This is a genomic window from Martinezella sp. CNPSo 3890, assembly GCF_057784455.1.
Genome location: NZ_JBXSOR010000001.1, coordinates 537,418 through 554,787 on the forward strand (window position 1 = coordinate 537,418; position 17,370 = coordinate 554,787).

The following is a 17,370-nucleotide window of genomic DNA, read 5'->3' on the forward strand; positions in this document are numbered from 1 at the left end:
TTCCAACCTTATCGCCGTCTCAGCGATTCCACTCGTGTCAGCTCCGACAGGATGTGATCCTGCACATCGGGCGGCTGCCGGCACACGGCATCCGTCAGGTCCCGCAGTGTCGCTCTGAGGCTGTGAAGCTGATCCACCAGATCCATGACGACATCGACGCCGGGCTCGTTGACGCCCATCGATTTGCTGAGATCGAGAATGAGCCGGCCGCGCGCAATGTCGGCTTCGTGGAAATTGCGGCCCTGATCGGTGACTTCGGGCACGACCCAGCCCTGAGATATCCAGACTTCCAGCATCGTGGTTTCGATCCGGAGGTGAAGTCGAAACTCGCTCTCGTTCATCGCTTATCCTCCCATGGTCTTTCTGGGATCTTGCGCCTTGCCTGCCTCCCAATCTGAAACGAAGCGCGTCAGCTCGGGGTCCGGCGTATCCGGCAGGACGATCTTCAGCGAGACATAGGCATCGCCATTGTCCTTGCCACGCACGGGTGCGCCCTTGCCCTTCAAGCGCAACACCTTGCCCGTATTGGAGTTCGGCGGCAGCGTCACGGTGACGGCTCCCGACGGCGTCGGGACGCGAATCTTGCCACCGAGCACAGCTTCGGCCAGCGAGATCGGTACTTCCAATCGGATATCGTCGCCATCGCGCGTGTAGAAGCGGTGCGGCCGAACATGCACGGCGATCAGCGCGTCCCCGGGTTTCCCGCCGTTGAAGCCGGGATCGCCCTTGCCCTTCAGGCGTAGCGTCTGCCCATCGCGTGTCCCCGGTGGAATTTGGACGTCGAGCGCCGGCCCCTCGGGCAGGCTGATCTGCTTCTTGGCGCCATTGATGGCGTCGAGAAAATCGACCTCCATCGTATAGTGACGGTCTTGACCCTGCATTTGCGATTGGCCTCGGCTGCGCCGCGAGAAGAAGCTCGAAAATATATCGTCGGCATCGCCGAAATCGGCAAAGCCGCCCGCATTCTGATAGCGGCCGCGCTGGCCTTCCTGCGCTGCATAATCGCGATAGTAGTTGCGCGGCGCCTGCTCGGCACCGCTGCTGTCGATCTCGCCACGGTCGAACCGCCCGCGTTTCTCCTCATCGCCGAGAATGCCATAGGCCGCCGAGACTTCCTTGAATTTGTCCTCGGCCTGCTTGTCACCCGGGTTGAGATCTGGGTGAAGCTTCTTGGCAAGCTTGCGATAGGCGCTTTGAATGTCTTTTTGGGGGGCGTCCCGCTTTACGCCCAAAATTTCATAGGGATCGCGACTCATACATGTCTCTCTTCGGGAGCACGGAAAGATACGCAGATAGTGCTAGGGTAGGCTCATATCAATCGTATCATAGACGCGGTCAGGTTGAAGCCCGGACTTGGCAGCTTTCATGTCCGTCGCCATTGTGATGTGAAATGGGCGCTGCCGCCGCCGCTTTGCCATATTTCCGGCGTCTTGCCGGATAATGGCGAGCGGTGTGGCTGGGCTGGTAATCAAGCGCCCGCCGAATTTTGTTTGCCTGATCCACCGGTGGCCGTCCGATGAAACGCCTGTTGCTCGCTTCCTCGCTCCTTCTTGCCGCGACGGCCGCCTTTGCCGCGCAGCCCGAGCAGCCGCCTGCCGGTTGGCCGCCGCTGCCGCCGAAGGCGCAGGTTTCGAAGATCAAACTTGTGGAGCCGCATCTGCATGTCGATCGTGCCGGCACGGGGGCTCCCCTCATCGCGCTCACCTTCGATGCCTGCATGGGCAAGACCGACCCACGCATTTTGAGCACCCTCGTCGATCAGCGCATTCCGGCGACGATCTTCGTCACCGCGCGCTGGCTGCGTACCAATCCGGATGCATTGAAGGTCTTCCTTGCGCATCCGGATCTCTTCGAGCTGGAAAATCACGGTCAAAACCATATCCCCGCCGTCGATGTCCCGACCAAAGTCTATGGCATTGCCGCCGCCGGTTCGCCGCAGGCGGTCGCCCAGGAGGTGAAGGGTGGTGCGGACGCCATGATCGCAGCCGGCATTCCGCAACCGCGCTGGTTCCGCGGCGCGACCGCGAAATACACGCCTGCCGCCATCATGCAGATCCGTGGCATGGGCTATCGGATCGCCGGTTACTCGGTGAATGGCGACAGCGGTTCGCTTCTGCCGGCCAAGATGGTGGAAAAGCAATATGCCTCCGCCAAGGACGGTGATGTCATCATCTCCCACATCAACCAGCCGACGCATACGGCAGGCGAGGGGGTCGCGGCCAGCATCCTCGCGCTGAAGGCCAAAGGCGTCGATTTCGTTCGTCTGCAGGATATCGCCGAAAAGGGTGACGACGACACGACTAACTGAGCGGTCGAGTGCTAGCCCGGCAATTGCGGCTGCGTTTTTTCCTCGATGAAAAGCTCGTCAATGACGGTCATGACGATCAGCGACAGCGGCAGCGCCAGCATGGCGCCGACCGCGCCCCACATCCATGTCCAGAAGATGATGGCCAGAAAGACGACGAAGGGATTGAGCTCCCATTGGCGGCCCATGATCGCCGGGAAAACTAGGTTTTCCACGGTTAGATGCACTGCGAAGAAGGCGACGGCCGGCGCGAGACCGAAAATGATGTCCGAATGCGTGATGATGCCGGCGATCGCGAGCGCGATCGTCATGGCGGTGACGCCGAGGAACGGGATGAAGCTGGATAAGAAGGCGAAAACGCCCCACAGCACCGGCACGCTCATTCCGCCGACATAGGCGATCAAGGTCATCACGAGGCCGATCCCGGCATAAATCAGCGAAGCCGTCGCAAAATAGAAGCCGAGCACCCGCTCCACGGCATTGATGATGCGGATGGCATTCAGTCGAGATGCCCTGCTGGAAAAGGTCATGATGATCGTCTTGCGCAGGCTTACCCTGCCGGCAAGGAATAGCAGCAGGGCTGCAAAGAAGATCAGGATCTGCACGATGGCCGGCGTCAGGCTGGTGGACACGACATGCAGCACGTTGCCGCTGTTCTCCAGCAGGGTGTTGATCGACATCGGGCTGCCTTGAAAGGTTTCGGAAGAAATGTGCAGCCATTGAAACCGGTCGAGATAGGGCATCAGCCGGTCGGATGTGCGCTGGAAGAAGTCGGGCGCCTGCTGTGCGAGCTTGGCGATCGGTTCGGCGAGCGCATTGATGATGAGGAAGATCACCAGGGCAACGCTGGAGGAAAGAATGACGGCATTTAGAACGCGGGGAATGCCGAGCTTGCTGAGCCTTTCGGCCGCCAAGCCGAGAATCATTCCCACGACGACGGCAAGCGTCACCGGAATGAGGATCAGTGACATCGTGTAGACGGCGGCGAAGGCTAGCATGAGGAAGATGCCGATCGTTGCCCAGGAGGCGGCAATGTTGAGCTTGTCGCGTCCTCGCTGGTCGGAGAGACCGAAAATTTCCGCTTCGTCGCCTTGTGCACGGGATGCGTTGCGATCGATACCCGGGCCGACATCCTGCGACGCGGTTGTTGCATCCGATCGGCCGGCGGCGATTTTGTCAAATTCCATCCCCGGAAAGTTCCCCGAAGGCAGGATTGCCTCGCTACTTCAACGCGAAAAAGCCCGCCGCGGTTCCGCAACGGGCTTGTCGAATGACGGTCGGATCGGAAAAGTCAGGCGATGAGATTAAGTCCGATACCCCACGGATCGCGCAGCGATATGCCGCCATCGCGCTTCTCCGTCTTGATTTCGTGCTGCTCCAGGGCGGCTACGGCCTTGTCCAGGGCTGCCTTGTCGTTGAAGCGCAACGTATAGTCGGAAAGACCGGTCATATGTTCGCTGCGTATGCCGGCGCCACGGCTGTTCCAGGTATTGGCGCCGAGATGATGGTGATAGCCGCCGGTCGCAAGGAAGGTCGCGCCGGGATAGCGCGCCGCCATGACCTTCATGCCGAGGACGTCGCGATAGAAGGCGTTGGCTTCGGCAACATCGCCGACCTGCAGATGGATATGGCCGATTGCCGATCCTTCGGCCATACCGTCCCAGCGATCCTGCGGGGCGCTTTCGTAGAGCTTCTGCAGATCAAGCTGGAGCGTCGCCATTTCGACCGTGCCGTCATCGTGGAAGGTCCATTCCTCATGCGGGCGGTCGGCGTAGATTTCGATGCCGTTGCCTTCGGGGTCGGACAGGTAGATGGCTTCGCTGACGATATGGTCCGAAGCGCCTTCCAGCACCACATTCTTATGGGCGGCATGACGAAGCCAGCGCGCAAGCTCGACACGGCTCGGCAGCAGGAACGCGGTATGGAACAGGCCGGCCGCCGTCTTCGGTGCGCGCACCGCAGCCCGATCGGTTGTCAGCGTCAGAAGGGGAAGACCGGCGACACCGAGGACTTCGCCGCTCGCTGTCTTCTCGATGACCTTCAAACCCAGCATGTCCTGATAGAAGCGGGATACCAGCGCCACGTCGGTAACGACGAGGTGCGACTGGCCAACATAGGCAGGACGGGTCAGGGCGTAGGAGGGGGCAGTTTCGGTCATGGTATCAGTTCCAACCTTGGGATGGGGTCTCGAAAAGGCAACCGGCGTCGGCGGCAAGGGCCGCCAGTAGCGGACAGGAGGGTTTCGCCGGTTGATATGCCTTTTTGATCCTCTGGTCCGCTGTACTTGCATATTTATATGGCGGATTTCGATTGTTCACAGAAGGCCATAAATTGCGGATTGAGCGTTCGCTTTCCATTGACAAGCGATCAGTAGGCCTATGGCAAGCCGTTCACGAAGATTGATCGATGTGCGCGTTTGGCGCAGTTGTCTCCTCTTGTTTCTAGTGCAAGGATCGGTCTCCAACGAAAACGGAACCGGATGAAATGACTGAATACCGAGGCATCCGCTGGGCCTATGATCGCTATGAGGTCATCGCAGACGGCATCGTCAATGGTGTCGGCGTGGTCCTTGCGCTGATCGGCGCCACCGTGCTGATCTTCTATGCGACGGTTTGGAGCTCCTACGGCGAAATTGCCGCCGCCTGGATCTATGGCGTCGGCCTGGTGCTGACGCTCGGAATGTCCTTCACCTATAATCTATGGCCCGTATCCAGGACGAAATGGTTTCTGCGCCGCTTCGACCACTCTTTCATCTATGTCCTGATCGCCGCTACTTACACCCCCTTTCTGGAGCGCGGATCCGAGGACCCGCTGCTGCTTGGCGTGCTGATCGCCGTCTGGGTGTTTGCGGCGTTCGGTATCGTCCTGAAAGTCCTTTTTCCAGGACGCTTCGATCGGCTGGCGATCCTGCTTTACCTTGCAATGGGCTGGAGCGGCATCCTCGTCGCCAAGCCGGTTTCCATGCATATACCATTCGCCTCGATGCTGCTCATTATCATCGGCGGCGTCATCTATTCGCTCGGCGTGATCTTTCACGTCTGGGAAAAGCTGCGCTTCCAGAATGCGATCTGGCATGGCTTCGTGGTTGCTGCCGCCGCCGTGCATTATTCGGCGGTACTGACCTGCTTCAGCCTGTCGCCGGAAAACTTTTGACGATCTCCGCCGTCGGCGTGCATTTCTTCGTCGAGCGCAGGCTGCGCACGAGGCGCATGACGATGGCGTCGTAGCGCTGCATGTCCGCCTTCGAGTAATCCATCTGGAAGAAGGCCGCGGCACCGTTGCAGAGCGCGACCCCACGCACGTAGACGATCCGCCCCTGCCTGGTGCCGGAAAAGCTGATGCCGCGCGAATTCGATTTCGAATAGGAAATCTTCCAGCCCTGGTCTCTGGCAAGCGCCACGCGCCCATTCGCTTCCGATGCAAAATCGCCATTGGCAACCATCGTGCCGAAGACCTGCAGCGAAGCGGAGCGATCTGCCGGCGACAGCGACAGCCGATCGGTATCCTCGGAAGAGGCGGCAAGATGGAATTCCGACGGCAGCTCGATCGCGTAGCCAAAGCCTGCATTGTCATAGGACCACCAGTCCGCGGCAAAGGCCGGGACGGGGAAAAGAAGCAGGAGGGCGATCAGGCGGGCGAGCATTGCGGTTTCCGGGAGGCGGGATCAGCAAACCGATCAAGATTAGCGCTTTTTTGAGCGCAATTTCCATAGCGGTTCGGAAAATACCGATAAATTAGCGCAAATTCATTACAACTTCATTGCGAGCCATGCAGGAATAGCAAGGAATTCTGCAATGCTGCGACTTTCAAACCGGCATCGCAGGCTTCCTGACGATCATTGAATCCTGCAACCTCCACGGTTGCTGGCAGCAAAAATCGATTTCGGTGGTTTACGTCCGGTTTTCCCTTGTCAGGGCTTGAGGCGATGTGTCCTTTCGCCTATCCCTTCAAGACCGCTCCGGCTTTGCCGGATTCTGCATGAACGTTCAGTAAGGGGGGAGCATGGCCGCCGCCACCGCGGGCCTGACATTCCTGGCTCTATGCCTGCCCTTTCTCGGTGCGCTGACCGCGCCGGTTGTCGTTCGGCGTTTGGGCCACAATGCAGCGTGGCTCCTGGCGCTGCTTCCCGCTCTTGCCTTTCTGCATTTTTCGAGCTTCCTTCCCGCCGTTGCAGCCGGCGGCATCCAAACTGGCGGTTTCGATTGGGTGCCGAGCCTTGATCTCCGGTTCTCCTGGCTGATTGATGGCCTGTCGCTGACCTTTGCGCTGCTCATCACCGGCATCGGCACGCTGATCGTCCTCTATGCCGGCGGCTATCTGAAGGGGCATGTCGATCTCGGCCGCTTCTTCTCCTTCATCTTCCTCTTCATGGGCTCGATGCTCGGCTTCGTCGTCTCGGACAGCTTCCTCACGCTGTTCGTCTTCTGGGAACTGACCTCGATCACTTCCTTCCTGCTGATCGGCTTCGATCATCATCGGGAAGCGTCGCGACGGGCGGCGCTGCAGGCGCTGGTCGTGACCGGCGGCGGCGGGCTGCTGTTCCTGGCGGGCCTGTTGTTGATCTGGCAAATCACAGGCATCGGCGCGATGTCCGATCTCCTGAAGGCTGGCGATGTCCTGCGCGCAAGCCCGCTCTATCTGGCGGCCCTGATCCTGGTGCTTGGTGGGGCCTTCACCAAATCGGCGCAGTTTCCCTTTCATTTCTGGCTGCCGAATGCCATGGAGGCGCCGACTCCGGTCTCGGCCTATCTGCATTCGGCAACCATGGTGAAGGCAGGCGTCTATCTGCTGATGCGGCTCAATCCGATCATGGGCGGGACGATGGCCTGGCAGACGATCCTGCCGGTCTTCGGCGCGGCGACCTTGCTTGTCGGAACTTTGCTTGCCATCCGCCAGACCGACTTGAAGCTGAAGCTCGCCTATACGACGGTCTCCTCGCTCGGCCTGCTGGTGATGCTCACCGGTTTCGGCACCGATTATGCCGTCGAAGCCGCCGTCCTCTATCTCGTCGCGCATTCCCTGTTCAAGGGCGCCTTGTTCATGGTCGCCGGCATCGTCGATCATGAAACGGGAACACGCGACATCACCCGGCTGGGCGGCTTGCGCTCGGCCATGCCGTTGACCTTTGTCGCTGCCTTGGTCGCTGCCATATCGATGGGAGGGCTGCCTCCGGCTTTCGGGTTCCTCGCGAAGGAGGAAATCTATGCCGCGCTGGCACAGGCATCGCCGGCTGCCATCACCCTCACCCTCATCGCCGTGGCGGGCAATGCGCTGATGTTTGCCATCGCCTTTGCCGTGGCGCTGAAGCCCTTCGTCGGCCCGCTGACCGAGACGCCTCGCCCGCCGCATGAGGCGCCCCCATTGCTCTGGCTCGGACCGGTCACGCTTGCTTTACTCGGCATCGCTTCGGCTTTGTTCTCGGGCCTTTGGCACGAGTATGTCTCTTCGCCGATGGCAAGCGCGGTCGGCGGCAAGGGATTGGAGATTTCGGTCTCCTTGATCCCCCATATTGGTCTGCCTCTGGCGCTTTCTCTGCTGACCGTGCTGATCGGCGTCATCGTCTACTGGCAGCTCGATCGCGCCCGTTTCCTGATGTCCGTCGTTCTGCGCGCCCTCGGGCCGGGGCCGGATCGCGGTTTCGATGGATTCATCTCCGGTCTGGTGCGGCTGTCGCACATCGTCTCGCGGCTGCTGCAGCCAGGGCGGCTGGAAATCTACGTCACCGTCACTTTCCTTTGCCTGGCGGCAATGTTGCTGATTCCTCTCGCTGCTCATGGCGAGCTGCCCGCGATGCCGGCATGGCCGAACCTGCAGTGGCATGAGGCAACGATCTTTTTGATTGCCGTCATCGGCGTTGTTGCGGTCGTCTTTGCGCGGGACCGGCTAACGGCGATCGTTTCGCTCGGCATCCAGGGCTTTGCCGTCGCCGTCATTTTCCTGCTGTTCGGCGCACCGGATCTTTCCTTCACGCAGTTCATGGTCGAGACGCTTGCGGTGGTGATTCTGGCGCTTGTCATGACGCGGCTGCGGCTTTCGCCGTCCGATCGCCGGCCGCCGCTCGCCAGGATCGCCCATGCCGTGCTCGCCATTGCCTGCGGCAGCGGTTTTACGCTCCTGCTGCTGAAGGCGACCGAAGCGCCGTTCGATCTGGCGCTGACCGCCTTCTTCAATCAATATTCGAAGCTGATCGCGCATGGCGACAATGTGGTCAACGTTATCATCGTCGACTTCCGCGGCACGGATACGCTCGGCGAAATCGCTGTCGTCGCCATGACCGGGCTTGCCATCCTGGCGCTGATCCGCATCCGCGCCGGCGGCGAGCGCAAGCTAGCAACCAACGATCCCGATCTTGAGGAGAAGCCCGGTTTCGAGGAAGGGATGGAGGCCGAGCGCTCATGAACACGCTGATCTTCCGCACCGCCGCGCCGTTTTTGACGGCCCTGATGTTGCTCTTCTCCATCTTCGTGCTGCTGCGCGGTCATAACGAGCCCGGCGGCGGCTTTATCGGCGGCCTGATCGCGGCTTCGGCGCTCGCGATCTATGGCATTGCCTGCGGCGTGACGGCCGTCCGCCGCGCGATCATCTTTCATCCGCTGGCGATTGCCGGTTTCGGCCTGCTTGCCTCGACCCTTGCCGGCTTGGTGTCCGTCTTTGCCGGCGTGCCGTTCATGACGGGGCTGTGGATCTATCCGCATCTCTTCGGTGTCGAGGTGCCGCTTTCCACCGTCATGCTCTTCGACACCGGCGTCTATCTGGTCGTCGTCGGCGCCATCACCTCGATCGCGCTCGCGCTCGAAGAGCGGGAGGTGGATTGATGGAAGCCGTCTTCGCCGTCGTCGTCGGCATCTTCTTCACCGCTGCGATCTATCTGATGCTTTCGCAATACTCGATCCGCATCATGCTCGGCATCGCGATCCTCGGCAACGCCGTCAACCTTCTGCTGTTCACGGCCGGCCGTGTCACGCCCGAAGTGCCGCCGATCATTCAGAAAGGCGCGGCCACACTCGATCTTGCCGCCGCCAATCCGCTGCCGCAGGCCTTAATCCTGACAGCGATTGTCATCTCCTTCTCGTTCCTCGCTTTTCTGCTTGTCCTGACCTATCGGGCCTATCAGGCCTTGAAGACCGACAATACGGGCGAGATGCGGCTCGCTGAACCGGAGGAGCGGCCGCTGCCGCCCCTGGGGTACTGACGCCATGGCTGGACCCACGGATACCACAGTTGATCTTTCCCAAGCGCTGGTTGCCGCGCCGATACCGATGGGACATTGGCTCGTCATTTCGCCGGTCGTCTTGTGTATCGGGCTCGGCGCGCTTCTTTTGATGCTGCGCAATCGTACCGAATGGCATGCCGCGATCGCCATTCCCGGCCTTGTACTATTGGTGCTGATCGATGCCGCCTTGCTCTACCGGGTCGTCAGCGACGGCGCCGTGACCATGGTCATGGGGCGATGGCTGCCGCCCTTCGGCATCGCCTTCACCGTCGATATTTTTGGCGCGCTGATGGCTTTGACGGCGGCGGTGGTTGCGCTCGCAGCGGGTTTCTATTCTCTTGGCGAAATCACGGTGAGTGGTCGGCGATATGGCTTCTTTCCATTCCTGATGCTGCTGCTCGCCGGCGTTAGCGGCGCCTTCCTGACGGGCGATGTCTTCAACCTCTACGTCTGGTTCGAGGTGCTGCTGATCTCGTCTTTTGGCCTGCTGATCCTTGGCTCGGAGCCGGAGCAGATCGACGGTGCGCTGAAATATGCTGTCCTCAACCTGATCGCCACCACGCTCTTTCTCGTCTCCGTGGGCTATCTCTACGCCGTCTTCGGCACGCTCAACATGGCCGATATCGCGCTGAAGGCGAGGGCGGGTGACAGCAACGCACCGCTGATGACGCTGGCCGGCCTATTCCTGCTGGCCTTCGGCATGAAGGCTGCCGCCTTTCCGGTCAATTTCTGGCTCCCGGCCTCCTATCATACACCACGCATCACCGTTTCGGCGATTTTTGCCGGCTTGCTGACCAAGGTCGGCATCTATGCGCTGATCCGGGTTCTGGTCATGCTGCTGCCTGTTGAGCGGGTGGAGCTTGGTCCGCTCGCCGCGGTCGTTGCTATTGCCACCATGCTTGTCGGCGTCGTCGGAGCGCTGGGGGCAAACGATATCAGGCGCATGCTCGGCTATATCGTCATCTCCGGTATCGGAACCATGCTTGCGGGTGTCGCTCTCGGCAGTGCCGACGGCCTTAGCGGCGCGATCTTCTATGCACTGCATTCGATGGTGCTGATGACGGCACTTTACCTGCTCGCAGGGCAGGCGGCTCGGCTCGGCGGCAGCTTTTCCTTGAGCGCCCTCGGTGGCCTCTATCGCCGCAACGGCTGGTTTGCCGGCATCTCGCTGGTGCTGTTCTTCGCCATCAGCGGCTTGCCGCCCTTTTCCGGCTTCTGGCCGAAGGTCGTGCTCGTGAAGGCGGCGTTCGCGACGGGCGCATGGTGGCTTGCCGCAACAATCCTTTTGGCCGGTTTCCTAACGACAATCGTGTTCGGGCGGGTATTTCTCCTGGCCTATTGGCGCCCGGCGGCGGCAGATGGGATCGCAGCGGAGCCGATTGCATGGCAGGCGGCGCTGCCGCTCCTTGCTCTTTCTCTGCTTGTCGTCGGTTTCGGCCTGTTTCCGGAATGGCTCCTGCACCTGACGCAGGCCGCCGCTGCCGGCCTTGAGCAACCGTCGGCCTATCTGCGCTCGGTCTTCCCCACGGCAGGAGGCGCGCAATGATCCTATTCGTCTTCAACCTGCTGCTCGCCATCGTCTGGGTCGCCATCACCGGCAGCGCTTCCTTCATCAATCTGATCTTCGGATTCGTCCTTGCGGCAATTGCGCTGGCGATCGTCCGCTCGTCCTATGGCGGCGTGCTTTATCTCGGCCGTGTCCGCCGCATTTTGGCATTGCTGTTGCTGTTCATCCGCGAGCTCGCCAAGTCGGTCTGGGCGGTCGCCGTCGCCGTCATGAGCCCCAGGATGGACGTGAAGCCCGGTATCTTCGTCTTTTCCTTGACGGTCGATCGCGATTTCGAAATCACGCTGCTTGCCAATCTTATCACACTGACGCCGGGAACTCTGTCCGTCGACGTCTCCGATGATCGCAAGACGCTTTACGTCCATGCGCTCGATTGCTCCGATCCGGAGGCCATCAGGCGCAGCATCGCCGATGGCTTCGAGCGCCGGATCATGGAGGCCTTCCGATGATGGCCGCATCCGTCGTCTCAGCCGCCGCGATGGTGGCGCTCGGCATTCTGAGCATTGCTTTCCTGTTGACCGTCTATCGTGTGGTGGCCGGCCCGACCTTGCCGGACCGGGTTCTCGCGCTCGACATGCTGGTGGCGATCGCCATCGGCTTCATCGCCATCATCGCCATCAAGACGGGTTTCACGCTCTATATCGATATTGCCATCTCGCTCGGTCTCGTCGGCTTTCTGGCGACCGTCGCCTTCGCACGGTTCATCCTGACACAGGGGCAATCGGATGCCGTGCAACAGGCTGGCGCAGGACCGGATGAGAATACCGCAGCCGAAGGCAAAAAGAGGCGTAAGCACCGCGGGCGGAAGAAGGAAGGGCGATAGTGGATTTGCTTTGGGCTATCATAGTAACCGTGCTTCTACTTTCGGGTGCGCTGTTCTCGCTCATTGCAGCGATTGGCATCGTGCGTCTTCCCGATCTCTACAGCCGTATGCATGCGGCGTCGAAGGCGGGTACGGTTGGCTCCGGCCTACTACTACTTGCAGTCGGTATCCACTCGCAGGACATATCTGTCCTGGCAAGAGCATTGGCGGGTTTCGTCTTTTTCGTGCTGACGGCACCGATCGCAGCGCATCTTCTCGCGAGGGCGGCACACAGGGCTGGACATCGGCTGACGCCGCCTTCCGTGCGGGATGAACTGCTGGCGAGGGAGCAGATCACCAAAGGCGCGTATAGAAAGAAGGGCTAACAAACGTGGAAATTGTTCAGAAAGGAATAGCTGTTCGCGTTATTAGTTATCTGTTTTTTAGTAGATGAATTTTTTGCGAAGAAATGTAGGGATTAAAAACTGGACATTTGGATAAAGAGTGCTAATTCAGATTCAAGTAGAGTTCTGATGTTGAGTTAGTCTCGACCGGGTTTAAGCTCTCGATGCTTTTATCTTTCTTTGATGAAAAGCTGAGCAAAACTTTCTTCCGGTAAGTGATTAAAGATCGCTATCGCGGTCGCTAATTCTGATGTCAGGCGGCAAGGGGCGGTTTTCTCTCACGTGAGGTCTAGGGGTGGATTTCATGCGGAAAGAAATTTGGTTTTATCCACCGTTTTCTTGCTGGTGACTGCTACGAATACGAGCAATGCGTTTGTGCGGATTGTTCGGCGCTGGGACATAGCGAAATCGACAGATTTCCGTAGCCGAGCGCAAAATATATAGCAACGTTGTGCCCTGCGTGCTCTCCGGAGGCGCGGACGCAGCAGGCAAGCCGATGAACAGGAGAACACAATGACAGATGCGGCCCTTGGCAACGGGCAGGAGTTACTGGTTGAACTGACTGCCGACATTGTTGCGGCCTATGTCAGCAACCATGTCGTACCGGTCAGCGACCTTCCGAATTTGATTTCCGACGTACATTCCGCCTTGAGCAGCACCTCGGCTCCGGCACCTGCCGTAACCGTGGTCGAAAAGCAGAAGCCGGCCGTATCCGTTCGCAAATCCGTGCAGGATGACCAGATCACCTGCCTCGAATGTGGCGGCAGCTTCAAGTCTTTGAAGCGCCATCTCATGACCCATCATGGTCTTTCGCCGGAAGAATATCGCGAAAAGTGGGACCTCGCTGCCGATTATCCGATGGTGGCACCAGCCTATGCGGAAGCCCGTTCGCGCCTGGCAAAGGAAATGGGCCTCGGCCAACGTCGCAAGCGCGGCCGCTGAGAGTTCCATAACGACCTTAAAGATAACCCGGCTTTTGGGCCGGGTTATCCCCATGTTGGCTGCAGGAGCGGTCTATGCCGCGGCCCTGACACGAGCCTCTTCGCGAATGCGTTTGATCATCGAGCGCAATCCGTTGGCGCGCTGCGAGGACAGATGCTCCACCAGCCCGATCTTCCCGAAGACATCGAGTGCGTCGAGAGCCGCAATTTCCGAAGCTGGCTTGCCGGAATAGGTGGCAAGCACGATCGCCACCAGCCCGCGCACGATATGCGCGTCCGAATCGCCTTCAAAGGTCAATATCGGATTGTCCGGATCGCCAGATGCATGCGTGACGAGCCAGACCTGGCTCGCACAGCCCTGTACCTTGTTTTCCAGAGTCCGCTTTTCCTCCGGCAGGTCGGGCAGCGCCTTGCCGAGCTCGATCACAAAGCGGTAGCGATCCTCCCATTCGTCCAGGAAGGAAAAGTCTTCGATGATCTTCTCAAGCGGTGTCATTGCAGCAGTCCAGATTGTCCATTGTCTTGGATATAGGCGAAACGGTGCCCGATTTGAACCCGGGACGACAAAGAACGCCACCGACCATAGGGGGCGGCGGCGCTGAAGTTGGGGCCAATGGAAAAAATGTCAGATATGTGGGCGCGGCATCGGCAGCGGAATGGAGGACGGCAGCTTGACCGTGCCGGTAACGACGGCGTCGGCCGTTTCTGTACCCGTGATGCGCTTGGCCGGCATCGGCTGCGCCATGGCGGCAACCTGATCGGTGCCCGTGTGAGCCGTTGCGGCAGCTGCCTGCGGATTTGCGGCTTGATCCTTGAAGTGACGGCCGAGCATGTCGTAGGCGACGCGAGCGCCGTCGCCGACCTGATAGCCGAGCGCCGTCAGCGTTTCGCCGCCCTTGGCACAGACATCCGGCTTCTCGTTGCACATGGCGCCGACATATTGAACGACGCCCGATGCAGCCGAAATCGCATCGGAAACCTGCAGCGTCGCTTCACCTGCCGGCCGCGGCGCACCCTCGGGCTTTGCAAAGATCGGCAGGAACATGAGAACCAGCGAAAACCAGAACCCTGCTCTAATCAGAAACCACATCGCCTAGCCCCATCCTCTCTGTCGCTCGGCTCGATCGCCGATTCGGACTTGCCCGTCCGATCTGGTTCGAACCCTATCTGGCAGAGGACAACAGCGCTTTTCAAAAGTCGGCAGCATTTTCTGCAATTTTGATTCAAATTTTAGCTTTCCGACTTTGACCAGCATTTGGTTCAAATTGTAGCGATTGCTGTTAAGCATGTCTCGCCCTATCCGCCTGATATGCAGGGGTTTGCGGATGCAAGCCTTGCCGCAAAAGTTAACGCGCGGCAGAAATACGAATAAAATCCGTTGCTTACCCGCTGTTAACCACAAAAAACAAAGGTCCTTCATTCTGCGTCAAAACGGGATTTTGAGCCCTTTTCAGCCGTCCTCAGCGTTCCTTCTTTATTCTTTCCTTAAGTCGGCGGGGCCTATTGTGCAGTCCGATAAGTGACCGTTTTGACGGGTTGTAGTGTGCGCGTATTGAGTGACATTTCTGTCGGGGCTGTAGCCCTCGTGGACCGGGTAGGCCGAAGCTGGCTTTCCCGGACGAGCGGGGATGGCGAAGTCCGTGGGCAGGAATTGGCGATCCTGCGCCGGCTTGCGCTTGCTTCTTCCGTCGCGCTCTTTGCCGTTCCGGCCGGTCTTTCCCTCGTTACAAGCCCGGCCGTGGCGCTGCCTGCCGGTGTGGCCACGGTATGCGCCGCCTTCCTCTTTTCGGCCGTGGGCAGCATCGCGCTGTCGCGTCAGCGGCCTGCCCTCCACCCGGCAGAGGCCGTCGTCGTCGAGCACCACGATCTGATGCTGGAGTCGGCCTTCGGCCTCGTCCTGCTGCTCGACCCCCAGGGCAATGTGACCACAGTCGGTGGTCGCGATCGTGCGGAATTTCTGAGCTGGATGAGCGACCCCGTCGGGCGTGGCTTCGTCGAGCAGATCCACGTCTCAGACAGAATCGTCTTCCTGCAGGCGATCGATGTACTGCGCCAGGGAAGGGATGCCCATAGCGCCGATTTGCGCCTGGAACGCTCGGCGGTTGTCGGCGGTGATGACCAGTTCGTCCATGTGCGCATGGAGCTGACCGCGCGCCGCGATGGCGAGGGGCGCCTGACGGCAATCGTCAGCCAGTTGCGCGATATTTCTCAGGACCAGCAGCTCCGCGAGGATGCGGCGCGCAAGGCGGCCGAGGCGGAATCGGCCAATGATGCCAAGTCGCGCTTCCTCGCTGCCGTCAGCCATGAGCTGCGTACCCCGCTTAACGCCATCCTCGGCTTTTCCGATATTCTGAGCGGCGAGTATTTCGGCAAGCTGGAAAATGACCGCCAGCGCGAATATGTCGGCCTGATCCGCCAGTCGGGTGCCCATCTTCTGTCGGTCGTCAATACCATGCTCGACATGAGCAAGATCGAGGCTGGCCGCTATGAATTGCTGCTCGAATCCTTCGCGATCGAGGACACCATTGCGACATGCGAAGCAATGCTCGGGCTGCAGGCGAAGGAAAAGGGACTGACGCTGACAAGCCGCATCCAGCGCGGCCTCGGCGAGATCGTCGCCGACCAGCGGGCGATCCAGCAGATTCTCATCAACCTCGTCGGCAATGCCATCAAATTTACCGATGCGGGCGGCGCGATCACCATCGATGCGGCCTTGGCCGATGGCATGTTGAAGCTGTCGGTCGGCGATACGGGCATCGGCATTGCCAGCGAACGGCTGGCATCGCTCGGCCAGCCCTTCGTGCAGATCCAGAACGACTACACCCGCCGTTACGCCGGCACCGGCCTCGGTCTGTCGCTCGTCAAGGGCCTCGTCGGCCTTCATGGCGGAAACTTCTCGATTGCCAGCGCGCCGGGCGAGGGTACGGTCATCACCATCCTCATTCCATTCGACGGCTCCGGTGCCGTAACGATGCAGCAGCCTGTGGATGTTAATCGCCCTGTCGATTTTCCGCCGCGCCTGAAACATACTATGGAGATAGATGAAGGGCGAAACAAGGAACTGATGAATGGCCCCGCAAAAGCGAAAATCGCCTAAGGGAAGAGGAAGGGGCAAGCGCAAGCAGCCCGGCCTGGCCTCCCGTGGTGCGGTTGCCCTTGGCAGCCTGAGCCTGCGCGGCAGCACCGCGCTGGGCGGCCTTGGCCTTCGCGGTGCGGGCGCGCTCGCCGCTCTGATCGGCAGTGCAGTCGGCCGTCATCCCGCCATTGCCGGCGGTGTCGCACTCTTCTTCGGCGTTTTCGGTTTCGTCACCGCCAACGCGCTCTGGTATCAGACGGGCGCACATCCATCGCCCATATTGCGCACCCGCGATCCCGCGTCTCCCTACCAGATTCCCGGCCGCAAATCCTTCTTGCACGCGCAACAGGCCGATGCCGGCAATGTAACGACCTTTCGGATAGAAAGGCAGGATTCGGCCGCCGATCTTGCCCCGCCGTCGTCAACCGGCCAGGTCGCAGCACAATCGTCCAGCGCGCCGTCGAAACTGATTGCCGATGTACAGGCTGAACTCATCCGTCACGGCCTCTATGATGGCGCAGCCGATGGGAAGCCGGGATCGCGCACGACATCGGCCATCCTCTTCTTCCAGGAGGCGTCTGGTCTTCCGCAGACCGGTACGCCGACACCGGAGCTTCTTGCCGCCCTCAAGGCCAGCAATGCCGCTGCTGCACAGCCGGCTAGCGGCAGAGCGAATGCGACGGCTGCCGTCCCCGCCGAGCGCCCCGTCAACGTTTCCGCCACGGCGGATGCGATCGACCCGGTTGCTGCCGCCATACAGAATGCCGAAAAGAACCTGAAGACCGGCGCGGTAGCGGCCAAAGCAACGCCCAGCGATGCGGTCAATAAGGTCAATATGGTCATGCAGATCCAGAAGGGTCTGAGCAACATCGCCTATAGCAATGTCAGCATCGACGGCGTAGCCGGAGAGCAGACGAAGGCAGCGATCCGCCGCTTCCAGAAGCACTATCGCCTGCCGGAAACCGGCGAACCGAATATGGCGGTCCTCAAGAAGCTGCAGGATATCGGCGCGCTCTGAAGCCCGCGGTACAGGCCTCTGCCGCAAACCTGGTGACGACTACG

At 60.2% G+C, this 17,370-nt stretch carries 19 protein-coding genes; 12 read left to right on the forward strand and 7 right to left on the reverse strand.

Features of this window, described 5'->3' with window-relative positions:
* Positions 1 to 8: 8 nt before the first annotated feature.
* Together AC13RC_RS02665 and AC13RC_RS02670 are read right to left on the reverse strand one after the other, a co-directional pair.
* Positions 9 to 341, reverse strand: coding sequence for a chaperone modulator CbpM (locus tag AC13RC_RS02665; protein WP_488556415.1), 333 nt, complete (start codon positions 339 to 341; stop codon positions 9 to 11).
* A 3-nt stretch (positions 342 to 344) separates the two neighbouring features.
* The gene (locus AC13RC_RS02670) at positions 345 to 1,256 is read right to left on the reverse strand and encodes a DnaJ C-terminal domain-containing protein (RefSeq protein WP_069616058.1); all 912 of its coding nucleotides are present in this window, start codon (positions 1,254 to 1,256) and stop codon (positions 345 to 347) included.
* 260 nt (positions 1,257 to 1,516) lie between these two features.
* Here AC13RC_RS02670 and AC13RC_RS02675 point away from each other — a divergent pair, with 260 nt between their 5' ends.
* Positions 1,517 to 2,308 (forward strand): polysaccharide deacetylase family protein, encoded by a 792-nt coding sequence (locus tag AC13RC_RS02675; protein ID WP_488556416.1) that lies wholly within the window; start codon positions 1,517 to 1,519, stop codon positions 2,306 to 2,308.
* A gap of 11 nt (positions 2,309 to 2,319) precedes the next feature.
* Here the strand turns inward: AC13RC_RS02675 and AC13RC_RS02680 are convergent, their stop codons facing one another.
* Entirely contained in the window at positions 2,320 to 3,492 is a 1,173-nt protein-coding gene (locus tag AC13RC_RS02680) for an AI-2E family transporter (protein ID WP_488556417.1), read from the reverse strand.
* 104 nt (positions 3,493 to 3,596) lie between these two features.
* Positions 3,597 to 4,463 (reverse strand): VOC family protein, encoded by an 867-nt coding sequence (locus tag AC13RC_RS02685; RefSeq protein WP_488556418.1) that lies wholly within the window; start codon positions 4,461 to 4,463, stop codon positions 3,597 to 3,599.
* Positions 4,464 to 4,789: 326 nt separating this feature from the next.
* Here AC13RC_RS02685 and trhA point away from each other — a divergent pair, with 326 nt between their 5' ends.
* Positions 4,790 to 5,458, forward strand: a complete 669-nt coding sequence (gene trhA / locus AC13RC_RS02690) for a PAQR family membrane homeostasis protein TrhA (RefSeq protein WP_488556419.1) — start codon at positions 4,790 to 4,792, stop codon at positions 5,456 to 5,458.
* Here the strand turns inward: trhA and AC13RC_RS02695 are convergent.
* A complete protein-coding gene (locus AC13RC_RS02695; protein WP_145320707.1) occupies positions 5,433 to 5,948 on the reverse strand; it encodes a hypothetical protein in 516 nt (171 codons plus the stop codon). The two genes, trhA and AC13RC_RS02695, sit on opposite strands and share 26 nt — an antisense overlap.
* Positions 5,949 to 6,307: 359 nt before the next feature.
* Between AC13RC_RS02695 and AC13RC_RS02700 the strand changes: the two genes are divergently transcribed.
* The 8 genes from AC13RC_RS02700 (at position 6,308) to AC13RC_RS02735 (ending at position 13,233) form a co-directional block, all read left to right on the forward strand.
* Positions 6,308 to 8,704, forward strand: coding sequence for a putative monovalent cation/H+ antiporter subunit A (locus AC13RC_RS02700; protein ID WP_488556420.1), 2,397 nt, complete (start codon positions 6,308 to 6,310; stop codon positions 8,702 to 8,704).
* Positions 8,701 to 9,120, forward strand: coding sequence for a Na+/H+ antiporter subunit B (locus AC13RC_RS02705; protein WP_069616065.1), 420 nt, complete (start codon positions 8,701 to 8,703; stop codon positions 9,118 to 9,120). Before AC13RC_RS02700 ends, AC13RC_RS02705 begins: the two co-directional genes overlap by 4 nt.
* A complete protein-coding gene (locus AC13RC_RS02710) occupies positions 9,120 to 9,497 on the forward strand; it encodes a Na+/H+ antiporter subunit C (protein WP_488556421.1) in 378 nt (125 codons plus the stop codon). Before AC13RC_RS02705 ends, AC13RC_RS02710 begins: the two co-directional genes overlap by 1 nt.
* Positions 9,498 to 9,501: 4 nt before the next feature.
* Positions 9,502 to 11,064 carry a Na+/H+ antiporter subunit D gene (locus AC13RC_RS02715; protein WP_488556422.1) on the forward strand — a complete coding sequence of 521 codons (1,563 nt, stop codon included), beginning with the start codon at positions 9,502 to 9,504 and terminating at the stop codon, positions 11,062 to 11,064.
* Complete coding sequence (locus tag AC13RC_RS02720; protein WP_488556423.1) at positions 11,061 to 11,534, forward strand: Na+/H+ antiporter subunit E; 474 nt, start codon at positions 11,061 to 11,063, stop codon at positions 11,532 to 11,534. The genes AC13RC_RS02715 and AC13RC_RS02720 overlap by 4 nt, the downstream gene beginning before the upstream one ends.
* A complete protein-coding gene (locus AC13RC_RS02725; protein WP_113330790.1) occupies positions 11,531 to 11,908 on the forward strand; it encodes a cation:proton antiporter in 378 nt (125 codons plus the stop codon). Before AC13RC_RS02720 ends, AC13RC_RS02725 begins: the two co-directional genes overlap by 4 nt.
* On the forward strand, positions 11,908 to 12,273 hold the full coding sequence (gene mnhG, locus AC13RC_RS02730) for a monovalent cation/H(+) antiporter subunit G (RefSeq protein ID WP_113330791.1): 366 nt from the start codon (positions 11,908 to 11,910) through the stop codon (positions 12,271 to 12,273). The genes AC13RC_RS02725 and mnhG overlap by 1 nt, the downstream gene beginning before the upstream one ends.
* 531 nt (positions 12,274 to 12,804) lie before the next feature.
* A complete protein-coding gene (locus AC13RC_RS02735; protein WP_069616071.1) occupies positions 12,805 to 13,233 on the forward strand; it encodes a Ros/MucR family transcriptional regulator in 429 nt (142 codons plus the stop codon).
* Positions 13,234 to 13,305: 72 nt separating this feature from the next.
* On the opposite strand, the gene AC13RC_RS02740 is transcribed toward AC13RC_RS02735, so the two are convergent.
* The gene (locus AC13RC_RS02740) at positions 13,306 to 13,728 is read right to left on the reverse strand and encodes a SufE family protein (protein WP_092710230.1); all 423 of its coding nucleotides are present in this window, start codon (positions 13,726 to 13,728) and stop codon (positions 13,306 to 13,308) included.
* 129 nt (positions 13,729 to 13,857) lie between these two features.
* Positions 13,858 to 14,322, reverse strand: coding sequence for a DUF5330 domain-containing protein (locus tag AC13RC_RS02745; protein WP_113330793.1), 465 nt, complete (start codon positions 14,320 to 14,322; stop codon positions 13,858 to 13,860).
* Positions 14,323 to 14,775: 453 nt separating this feature from the next.
* Between AC13RC_RS02745 and AC13RC_RS02750 the strand changes: the two genes are divergently transcribed.
* Both AC13RC_RS02750 and AC13RC_RS02755 read left to right on the forward strand, forming a co-directional pair.
* Positions 14,776 to 16,329: a sensor histidine kinase gene (locus AC13RC_RS02750; protein WP_488556424.1), complete on the forward strand. Its 1,554-nt coding sequence runs from the start codon at positions 14,776 to 14,778 to the stop codon at positions 16,327 to 16,329.
* Entirely contained in the window at positions 16,301 to 17,326 is a 1,026-nt protein-coding gene (locus AC13RC_RS02755; RefSeq protein ID WP_113330795.1) for a peptidoglycan-binding domain-containing protein, read from the forward strand. The genes AC13RC_RS02750 and AC13RC_RS02755 overlap by 29 nt, the downstream gene beginning before the upstream one ends.
* Positions 17,327 to 17,370 lie beyond the last annotated feature (44 nt).